Raw genomic sequence first — 820 nt, 5'->3', positions numbered from 1 at the left:
GTAAGCGCCAGCTGGGCCCCACGGGCTTTTCAGCTTGACGTCTGGAAGTTCCAAGGGAGGAGTTCGTCGATCCGGTTTTTCGGATGGCCGGCGGCGATGGCCTCGAGCGTGGCCTTGAGATAGGCGAAGGGCTCGACGCCGTTGATCTTTGCGGTTTCGATCAACGACGCGATGCGGCCCCAGGCCTTGCCGCCCTCGTCGTGACCGGCGAACAACGCATTTTTCCTGTTCAGTGCGATCGGGCGGATCAGATTTTCGACGCCGTTTGAATCGATCTCGACGCGGCCGTCATGGAGGAAGGTCTGCAGTCCGTCCCAGTGGCGATGGATATAGGCCAGCTTCTCGCCGAGGCGGGACTTGGCCGAGACCCGAAGCCGCTGTTCCTGTAGCCAGTCGCCGAACGCCGCCACCAGCGGGGCCGTTCGTGCCTGCCGGGCCGAGAGGCGTTGACCTGGGTCGACGCCGCGGATGTCGGCCTCGACCTTGTAGAGCTCGGCGATGCGGCGCAGACCCTCGGCGGCGATCTCGGAGCCGTCGCGGTCGAAGACCTCCTTCAGCTTGCGGCGGGCGTGCGCCCAGCAATGGGCCACGCGGATCGGGTTGCCGCCCTTGCGGGAGGGGCGTGTGAGGCGATTGTAGCCCGTATACCCGTCCAGTTGTAGGATCCCGTCGAAGCCCGTCAGAAAGGTTTCGGCGTTCTGCCCGCCCCGACCCGGGGCGTAAAAGAACACCACGCCGGGCGGGTCAGCGCCGCCCCACCTGCGGTCGTCACGCGCCAGCGCCCATAGGTAGCCTGTCTTGGTGCGGCCGCGGCCGGGGT

At 66.6% G+C, this 820-nt stretch carries 1 protein-coding gene; it reads right to left on the bottom strand.

All coding sequences use genetic code 11. The features are described from left to right. Nucleotides 1-29 precede the first annotated feature (29 nt). Nucleotides 30-820 (bottom strand): IS66 family transposase (gene tnpC, locus V8324_RS22125; protein WP_336422027.1); only part of this gene is annotated, 791 nt, incomplete at its 5' end.

It is taken from the genome of Roseovarius sp. D22-M7 (assembly GCF_037083785.1).
Classification (GTDB): Bacteria; Pseudomonadota; Alphaproteobacteria; order Rhodobacterales; family Rhodobacteraceae; genus Roseovarius.
Note: the sequence above shows the minus strand (reverse complement) of the source record. Positions and strands in the feature narration are given on the sequence as shown.